General features: G+C 70.9%; 2 protein-coding genes. Both read left to right on the top strand.

Going from position 1 to position 10265, the window contains the following annotated elements:
* The first annotated feature begins 110 nt into the window (after window positions 1-110).
* Window positions 111-9128, top strand: a complete 9018-nt coding sequence (locus ACGFR7_RS37305) for an SDR family NAD(P)-dependent oxidoreductase (protein WP_393328487.1) — start codon at window positions 111-113, stop codon at window positions 9126-9128.
* 45 nt (window positions 9129-9173) lie between these two features.
* The coding region (locus tag ACGFR7_RS37300; RefSeq protein ID WP_393328484.1) for a beta-ketoacyl synthase N-terminal-like domain-containing protein at window positions 9174-10265 on the top strand (1092 nt) is incomplete at its 3' end.

Here is a 10265-nt window from a genome sequence, read left to right as displayed (position 1 = left end):
ACGGCACCCACATCAACTGGACCGAATTCTTCAAAGGCACCAACGCCCACCACACCGAACTCCCCACCTACCCCTTCCAACACAAGCGATACTGGCCGACGAACGAACCCGTGGTCGGTGACGTCTCCGCAGCGGGCCTGCGCGCGGCCGATCATCCGCTCCTCCGCGCGTCGACGACCATCGCCGCCAACGGTTCCTTTCTCCTCAGCGGCCGGATCTCTGTACGGACCCACCCCTGGCTGGCCGATCACGCGATCCTCGGTTCGGTGCTGCTGCCGGGGACGGCGTTCGTCGAGCTGGCCCTGCACGCAGCCGACCGGACCGATGGCGGAGGCGTCGCCGAGCTCACACTGGAAGCTCCCCTCGTCCTGCCCGAAGAGGGTGCGGTACAGCTTCAGATACAGGTTGACGCGTCGGACGCGGCAGGAACGCGTCCCGTAAGCATCCACTCCCGCCCAGAAGGTTCCGACGCTGCTTGGACGCGGCATGCGACCGGGCTGCTCTCTCCGGCGCGGCCCGAGCCGGCGGCGGACGGTCTGGGACTCCTGGAGTGGCCCGCTCCCGGCGCCGTCCCCCTGCGGATCGACGATTTGTACGAGCAGGTCGGCGACCTCGGCATGAATTACGGTCCCGTCTTCCAGGGGCTGACCGCAGCCTGGCAGCTCGGCGACGACCTGTACGCCGAGGTGGCGTTGCCGGACGGCGCCGACGTCAGAGGCTTCGCCTTGCACCCCGCGCTGCTGGATGCCGCGCTGCACATCACGATCGTGCGGGACGGCGAACGGGCCGCTCCGCGACTGCCGTTCTCCTGGACTGGCGTGACGGCGCACCCCACCCAGGCGACCAGGCTGCGCGTCCGGCTGTCCCCCGTGCGCCAGGACGCCGTGGCGCTGACAGTCGCCGACGAGCAGGGCACCGTCGTGGCGACCGTGGAGGCTCTTGTCGCACGGCCGGTGAGCGCGGCTCAGCTGGCCTCCGCCGGGGCGACCACGGACGACAATCTGCTGCGGCTCGAATGGACCGCCGTCCCCGCGTCCGACGCCGGGGAGGGCGCGTTCGTACCGTGGGCGGTGCGGGGCGCCGGGAATCTGGTGCCCGCCGCCGTACGGACCGGCACGTTGGCCGAGCTCTCCGAGGAGGCCGAGGCGGACGGTGCCCTTCCGGACGCGGTGTTTGCCGCCATCCCGTCAGCCGTCCCCGGCGAGGGCGAGGACCGGGCCGCGTCTCCTGTGGAGCGGGCGCACGCCGTCGCCGCCCAGGCGCTTGCGTTGGTCCAGGAGTGGCTGGCCACTGATCGGTTCGGCGCCACTCGGCTGGTTCTGGTGACGCGCGGTGCGGTCGCCGTGCACGGCGGGGAGCGCGTCGTGGACCTCGCGGCAGCCACGGTGTGGGGGCTGGTGCGTTCGGCCCAGACGGAAAATCCCGGACGGATCATACTCCTCGACGTCGACGGCAGCGAAGCCTCACGTACGGTGCTGCGGGAGGCACTTGAGTCCAATGAGCCGCAAGTCGCAGTTCGACAGGGTTCGTTGCTGGTACCCCGCCTGGTGAAGGCCGGCGCCACGCTGCCCATGCCGGCCCGTGGGCAACGGCTGGACGTCGCCGAGCCGGGCACCCTGGAGAGCATGTCCCTGGTCTCCGCGGACGACCCGGACCGGGAATTGGCTGCGGGTGAGGTACGGGTCGCCATGCGTGCCGTCGGGTTGAACTTCCGTGACGCACTGATCGCGCTGGACATGTATCCGGGGCGACCACCGCTCGGTTCGGAGGGCGCCGGTGTCGTCACGGCTGTCGGTGCGGACGTGACCGCGGTGGCCCCGGGTGACCGGGTCATGGGACTGTTCAGCGGCTGCATGGGGCCGTCCGCCGTCACCGACCGCCATCTGGTGGCCAGGATCCCGGAGGGCTGGTCGTACGCGCAGGCCGCCGCCGCTCCCACGGTGTTCCTCACCGCCTACTACGCCCTGACGGAGCTGGCCCGTCTCCAGCCGGGCCAGCGGCTCCTCGTTCATGCCGCGACCGGTGGGGTGGGCATGGCGGCGACGCAACTCGCCCGGCACCTGGGCGCGGAGGTGTTCGGCACCGCGAGTCCGCCCAAGTGGGACACGTTGCGTGCGCAGGGCCTGGCCGACGATCACATCGCCAACTCCCGCACCCTCGACTTCGAGGCCGAGCTCCTGGAGGCCACGGGCGGTCACGGGATGGACGTCGTATTGGACTCCCTGGCCGGGGAGTTCGTCGACGCGTCGCTGAGGTTGCTGCCCCGCGGTGGGTGCTTCCTGGAGATGGGCAAGACGGACATGCGTGATCCGCAGGAGGTCGCCGCCGCCCATCCGGGGGTCTCCTACCAGGCGTTCGATCTGGCCGATCCGGGCCAGGAGCGGATCCAGGAGATGTTCACCGCTTTCGTCGGGCTCGTCGAGAGCGGGGCACTGACCGCCCTTCCCGTCACCGCCTACGATTTGCGCGAGGCGCCCGAGGCACTGCGGCAGCTGACCCAGGCCAGGCACACCGGCAAGCTGGTGCTCACCGTCCCCGTTCCGCTCGCCCCGGACGGCACCGTGCTGGTCACGGGTGGTACTGGTGCGCTCGGTTCCCTGGCCGCCCGGCATCTGGTCATCGAACACGGGGTGAAGCACCTGCTGCTTGCCACCCGGCGCGGTCCGGACGCCCCGGGCGCCGAGGAGCTGCGGGCCGAACTGGCGGACCTCGGCGCGCGGGTCACCATCGTCGCGTGTGACGTCGGCGACCGCGCCGCACTCCGTGGACTCCTCGAGTCCGTACCGCAGGAGCACCCGCTCACCGCCGTCATCCACACGGCGGGCCGGCTGGACGATGCGACCGTGGGCTCGCTGACTCCCGGGCAGCTGGATTCCGTACTGCGGCCCAAGGTCGATGCCGCCTGGCACCTCCACGACCTCACCCGCGACCGGGGGCTCTCCGCCTTCGTCCTCTACTCCTCCGTGGCCGGGGTCCTGGGCAGCGCGGGACAGGGCAACTACGCGGCGGCGAATGTCTACCTCGACACTCTCGCCCAGCAGCGCCGTACCGACGGACTGCCCGCCACCTCCCTCGCCTGGGGGCTGTGGGCGGACCGGTCCGGTATGAACGGCGGCCTGGACGAGGCCGACCAGCGGCGTCTGCGGCGCAACGGTCTGATCCCGCTGGCCTCGGACCGCGGGCTCGCTCTGTTCGACGCGGCCCTGGGCGACCCGAGAGCCGCGCTGGTCCCGCTGGCACTCGACCGCTCCGCACTGGGCTCGGTGCCCGCCGCGGACCTCCCGCCGATCCTCCGCCGACTGGTCCGCGTGGTTCCCGCGCGCCGCGCGCCGAAGAGCCGCTCCTCACTGACCGCCCGGTTTGAGGGGCTTTCGGCGGCGGCGCGGATGCAGGCCCTGCTCGACCTAGTGCGCTCCGAGGTCGCCGCCGTGCTCGGGCACGGCGCGCAGGACGTGATCGATCCCGGACTCGCCTTCCACGAGCTCGGGTTCGACTCGCTCACCGCGGTCGAGCTCCGCAACCGGCTCAACACCCTGACCGGCCTGCGGCTGCCGGCGACGCTCATCTTCGACCATCCCACGACCGGCGCGCTTGCCGCACACCTGGGCGAACTGGTCGCGGAAACCCCTGTGGCCCGTCCGGCGGGCCGAGCCGCGGCCCGGCCCGCCGTGGCGCAGGACGACCCGATCGTCATCGTCGGCATGTCCTGCCGCTTCCCTGGCGGAGTGAGCTCCCCCGAGGAGCTGTGGGAACTCGTCACCAGCGGGAAGGACGTGATCTCGTCGTTCCCCACGGACCGGGGCTGGGACCTGAACCGGATCTACGATCCCGAGCAGGGCAGGGCGGGCACGACCTACGTGTCCAAGGGCGGATTCCTTGAGGACGCCGACCGGTTCGACGCCGAGTTCTTCGGCATCAGCCCGCGCGAGGCGCTGGCCATGGACCCGCAGCAGCGGATCCTGCTGGAGACCGCGTGGGAGACGATCGAGCGCTCCGGTATCGAGCCGGGTTCCCTGCGCGGCAGCAGGACCGGCATATTCGTCGGGATGTCCTCCCAGCAGTACGGGTTCGGCACCACGTCGACGGCTGTCGACGGCTATCTGCTGACCGGCACCACGAACAGTGTCGCCTCGGGACGCATCTCGTACGCGCTGGGGCTCGAAGGCCCCGCGATCACCCTCGACACGGCGTGCTCCTCGTCGCTGGTCGCGCTGCACCTGGCCGCGCAGGCCCTGCGCAACGGCGAGTGCGACATGGCGCTGGCCGGCGGTGTGACGGTGATGTCATCCCCCGGGATCTTCATTGAGCTCAGCCGACAGCGCGGCATGGCACCCGACGGGCTCTGCAAGCCCTTCGCCGACGCTGCCGACGGCACGGCCTGGGGTGAGGGCGTCGGTCTTCTGCTGGTAGAACGGCTCTCGGACGCCCGGCGGAACGACCATCAGGTGCTCGCCGTCATACGGGGCGGCGCGGTCAACCAGGACGGTGCCAGCAACGGGCTGACCGCCCCCAACGGACCGTCCCAGGAACGGGTGATCCGAGCGGCCCTCGACAGCGCCGGGCTGGCTCCCGCGGACATCGACGTGGTCGAGGCCCACGGTACAGGCACCCGGCTGGGCGATCCGATCGAAGCACAGGCGCTGCTGGCGACGTACGGGCAGGACCGCCCTGCCGAACATCCCCTGCTGCTCGCCTCGGTCAAGTCGAACATCGGCCACACGCAGGCCGCTGCCGGTGTCGCCGGAATCATCAAGACGGTGCTGAGCATGCGCCACGGGACGCTTCCCAAGACCCTCAACATCGACGAGCCCACCACCCGGGTGGACTGGACGCAGGGCGCGGTCTCGCTGGTGACGGAGAACGCCGCCTGGCCGGAAACCGGCGGGCTGCGCCGGGCCGCGGTCTCCTCGTTCGGGATCAGCGGCACCAATGCGCACCTCATCCTGGAGCAGGCACCGGAGCCGGACCAGGACGAGGCCGTGGCCGAGTCCACCCAGACACCTCTCTTCCAGGCCGGTACCGTCCCCTGGCTCCTCTCTGCCAAAACGGACGGCGCCCTGCGCGAACAGGCGCTGCGGCTGCGCGCCCACATCCGGGACGGTGCGGGAGACCCTGCCGCCGTGGCGCACTCGCTGGCCACGTACCGTTCGCAGTTCGAGCACCGCTCGATGGTGCTCGGCTCGGAGCGGAGCGGCTTCGAAGCAGCCTTGGCGGCTCTCGCTGCAGGCGAACCCCATCCGGACGTGGTGTCCGGCAAAGCCGCGGCCACTCCCGGCAAGACGGTCTTCGTCTTCCCTGGTCAGGGGTCGCAGTGGGTGGGCATGGCCAAGGGCCTGCTCGACTCTTCCCCGCTGTTCGCCGAACGGTTCCGGGCCTGCGCCGACGCCCTCGCCGCGTATGTCGACTGGTCCCCCGTCGCCGTGCTGCGGGGAGAGCCGGGGGCCGCCCCCGCCGACCGGGTTGATGTCGCGCAGCCCCTGCTGTTCGCCATCATGGTCTCGCTGGCGGCGCTGTGGACGGCCGCCGGGGTACGCCCCGACGCGGTGATGGGGCACTCCCAAGGGGAGATCGCCGCCGCCACGGTGGCCGGAGCTCTGTCCCTGGACGACGCCGCACGCGTGGTGGCGCTCCGCAGCAAGGCGCTCATCCCGCTCTCCGGCACGGGAGCCATGGCGTCGATCCCCCTGCCTGCCGCCGAGGTCGCCGACGCGTTGTCCGAGTTGGCGGGCTCCGTCAGTGTCGCGGCGGACAACGGGCCGTCGAGCACCGTGATCTCCGGTGACGTCCAGGCCGTGCACGATCTCGTCGACCGGTATCAGACGGCGGGTGTCAGGGCCAGGAACATTCCCAATGACTACGCGTCGCACTGCTCCCACGTCGAGGTGATCCGGGAGGATCTCCTGGTGAAGCTGGGTGGCCTCGAGCCCCGCCGGGCAGAGATTCCGTTCTATTCGACGGTCACTGGGGCCGAGTTCGACACGCTTGGTCTCGACGCCGAGTACTGGTACCGCAATCTGCGCCGGCCGGTGGAGTTCGCGACAGCGACGCGTGCGCTGCTCGGCACCGGGCACCGACTCTTCATCGAGGTCAGTCCGCACCCCGTGCTGACCTTCGGGGTGGAACAGAACGTCCAGGAGAGCGGGACCCCGGCCGTGGCGTTCGGGACGCTGCGCCGCGACTCGGACGAACAGCGCGAGTTCCTCGCTGCGCTCGGCCGGACACATGCCCACGGTGCGGCCGTCGACTGGCAGCGCGTTGCCCCGGGCCGGGACCGTCCCGTACCCGTGCCGACCTATCCCTTCCAGCGGAAGCGGTACTGGCTGCGGCCTACGGACGCCGCATCGGACATGACGTCCGCGGGGCTGAGCAGCGCAGGGCATCCGCTGCTGACGGCGGCGACGGCTATGGCCGATGCCGGCCGCCATATGTTCACCGGACGGCTCTCCCTCACCTCCGACCCGTGGCTGACGGACCACGCCGTCATGAACAGCGTGCTGCTGCCGGGAACGGCGTTCGTCGACATGGCACTGCACTGCGCAGAGCAAACCGGCTGTGCCGGGATCGAAGAACTCACGCTGGAGGCGCCGTTGGTGCTGGCGGACCACGGCGTGCGGTTGCAGATCCTGGTCGGGGAGGCCGACGGCGACGGGCGCCGTTCGCTCACCGTGCACTCCCGGCCGGACGGGCCGGATCCGGACGCACCGTGGATACGGCACGCCAACGGCATTCTCTCCACCGCTGGTTCGACCGCCCTGCCCGAGGCGGACGGAGCCGGACCGTGGCCGCCGGAGGGCGCCACGCCATTGCCTGCAGGAAACCTGTACGACCGGTTCGAGGCCATGGGCATTGCTTACGGGCCGCTCTTCCAGGGGCTGCGCGCCGCCTGGCGGGACGACCACCACGTGTACGCCGACGTGGACCTTCCCGAGGACGCCGAGGTGACGGGCTACGGCATTCACCCCGCCCTCCTTGACTCGGCACTGCACGCGATGGCCTGGGCCACCGCCGAAGGCGAGGAACCAGGCGTCCGGCTGCCCTTCGCCTGGACCGGAGTCGCCCTGCACAACACCGGAGGGAAGGCGATACGAGTCCGTCTGACTCCGAAGCAGCCTGGCAAGGTAGCACTGGAACTGTTCGACGGGGCGGGACGCCCCGTCATGTCGATCGCCTCCCTGGAGGTACGACCCGTCTCCGCCGAGCAGTTGGCCGGCGCCCGCACTTCCCCGGATGGCTCGCTCTACCGGCTCGAGTGGGTCGCGGCGCCTGCCACCTCCGCGCGGGACACCACTCCCCTCATCTGCGCCCGCATCGGTGAGGGCCTGCCGGAGCTGGACGCGCTGGGAGTGCTCGGCAGTTCGTACGCCGATCTCTCCGCACTGCGCGCGGCGATCACGGCCGGCGCTCCGGTGCCAGATCTCGTGCTGACCCACGCGGGCCAGGCGACCGAAGTGCCATCGGCCGATGCACGGGACGCGACGCTGTGCGTCCTGGCGCTGATCCAGGAGTGGACCGGTGACGAGCGCCTCACGTCGGCCCGACTGGCCGTAGTCACCCGGGGCGCGGTGGCGCTCGACGCCGCCACCGGCGTGTCCGACCTGGCCGGAGCCGCTGTGTGGGGGCTGGTGCGCAGCGCCCAGACGGAGGACCCGGGCCGCTTCCTGATCGCCGACGTCGACGACGACCCGTCCTCGTTCGCCGCGTTGCTCGCGGCGCTCGGCTCCGAATCGCAGGTGGCGCTGCGCGCCGGCCAACCGTATCTGCCCCGGCTGGCCAACGCCGGGGTGGCGGGCGGTGACACGGCTCGCAGGCTCGGTCCAGAGGGCACCGTCCTCATCACCGGCGGCACCGGCACCCTCGGTCGGCTGGTCGCCCGGCATCTGATCACCGAGCACGGCGCGAAGCACCTGCTGCTCGCCGGCCGGCGTGGCCCGAACGCCCCGGGCGCGGCAGAGCTCCGGGAGGAACTCACCAGGCTGGGCGCCCGGATCACCATCGCGGCATGCGACGTCACCGACTTCGACGCGCTGCGGGACCTCGTGGCCGAAGTCCCGTCGGCGCACCCGCTCACCGCGGTGATCCACGCCGCGGGCGCCGTCGACGACGCCACCCTCGGCTCGCTCACTCCCGAACGGCTCATCGGTGTACTGCGCCCGAAAGCCGACTCGGCCTGGCATCTGCACCAGCTCACCAAGTCCATGGACCTGGCCGCGTTCGTGCTGTTCTCTTCGGCCGCCGGGATCCTCGGCAGCGCCGGGCAGGGCAACTACGCGGCCGCCAACTCCTTCCTGGACGCACTCGCCCAGAACCGCCGCGCCGAAGGGCTCCCGGGGCTTTCCCTCGCCTGGGGCCTCTGGGAGGAGGGCACCGGCCTGACCGAACACCTCGATGAGGCCGACCGTCACCGCATGAGCCGCGGCGGCCTCCTGCCCCTGCCCACCGACGGTGCGCTCGCCCTGTTGGACGCCGCGCTGACGTCGAGGGACGACGCGGTGTTGCTGCCCACCAGGCTCGGCATGCCCGCACTGGCCGCACAGGCGGCAGCCGGGTCGCTCAACCCGCTGCTGCGCGGCCTGGTCCGCGCGCCCGCCCGCCGCGCGGCGGGGGGTCCCTCGCTGGCGGAGCGGCTCGCCGGGCTCGAAGGGCCCGAACAGTTCGGGCTGGTGGTCGATCTCGTGAGGGAACAGGTCGGGGCCGTACTCGGCCATGCGGCGGGCGACAGCCCCATCGACCCCGAACAGGCCTTCCAGCAGCTCGGGTTCGACTCGCTCACCGCAGTCGACCTGCGCAACCGGCTCAACACGATCACGGGGCTGCGGCTGCCCGCCACGCTCGTCTTCGACTATCCGACGGCGAACGCGCTGGCCGCGTACCTCCGTGACCGGACCGCCCCGGTCCTGCTGACGGCAGCCGAGTCCGCGCTCGGCGAACTCGACCGGCTGGAGGCCGTACTCGGCACGCTCGACCCGAATGAGAGCGAAAGCGCCGAGATTGCCCGCAGATTACGGGATCTGGTCACGGGCTGGCGCGGAGCGCACCAGGACTCCGGCCGCTCCGTCGCGGAGAAGCTGCGGGGTTCGTCCACCGAGGAGATCTTCGACTTCATCGACAGGGAATTTAGGCGGACGTGAGCGGACGCCGACGGCTCTGTCGACTCGTGAGGATGGGTTGTACGCATGTCGAACAATGAAGAGAAGCTCGTCGAATACCTCAAGTGGGTTACAGCGGACCTCCACGAGACGCGGGAGCGGCTCGCGGAGGTCGAGGCCGCCCAGCAGGAGCCGATCGCCGTCGTGGGCATGGGCTGCCGCTATCCCGGCGGTGTCCGCAGCCCCGAGGACCTATGGGGTCTTGTGGCCGACGGGCGCGACGCCATCTCCGCCTTCCCTACCGATCGCGACTGGAACGTCAACCGGCTCTACGACCCCGACCCCGAGCACCTTGGCACCTCCTACGCGAGGGAGGGCGGATTCCTCTACGACGCCGCCGACTTCGATGCGGAGTTCTTCGGCATCAGCCCGCGCGAAGCGCTGACCATCGACCCGCAGCAGCGGCTGCTGCTCGAAGTTTCCTGGGAAACACTGGAGCACGTCGGCATCAGCTCCGAGAAGCTGCGGGGTAGTTCGACAGGGGTCTTCGCCGGGGTGATGTACAACGATTACGGTGCACGCCTGTTCAGGCGGCACGCCGACGAGTTCGAGGGCCTCATCGGCACCGGCAGCGCCGGAAGTGTGGCCTCGGGCCGCATCTCCTACACCTTCGGCTTCGAGGGCCCCGCGGTCACGGTCGACACGGCCTGCTCATCCTCGCTGGTCGCTCTGCACCTGGCCGTCCAGGCCCTGCGCAACGGCGAATGCACCCTCGCCCTGGCGGGCGGCGTGACCGTCATGTCCACACCTGGGGTATTCGTAGAGTTCAGCCGCCAGCAGGGGCTCGCTCCTGACGGCCGCTGCAAATCCTTCGCCGACGCCGCCAACGGGGCGGGGTGGTCGGAAGGGGTCGGCATGGTCGCCGTGGAGCGGTTGTCGGACGCGGAACGCAACGGGCACCAGGTGCTGGCAGTGGTACGGGGCAGCGCCGTCAACCAGGACGGCGCATCCAACGGCCTGACCGCGCCCAACGGCCCCTCCCAACAACGCGTCATCCACCAAGCCCTCACCAACGCCCACCTCACCCCGGCCGACATCGATGCCGTCGAAGCCCACGGCACCGGCACCACCCTCGGCGACCCCATCGAAGCCCAAGCACTCCTCGCCACCTACGGCCAA

The sequence above is a fragment of the Streptomyces sp. NPDC048516 genome (assembly GCF_043199875.1).
Lineage (GTDB): Bacteria > Actinomycetota > Actinomycetes > Streptomycetales > Streptomycetaceae > Streptomyces.
The sequence above is the reverse complement of the archived record's forward strand: the minus strand, read 5'-3'. Positions and strand labels throughout refer to the sequence as shown.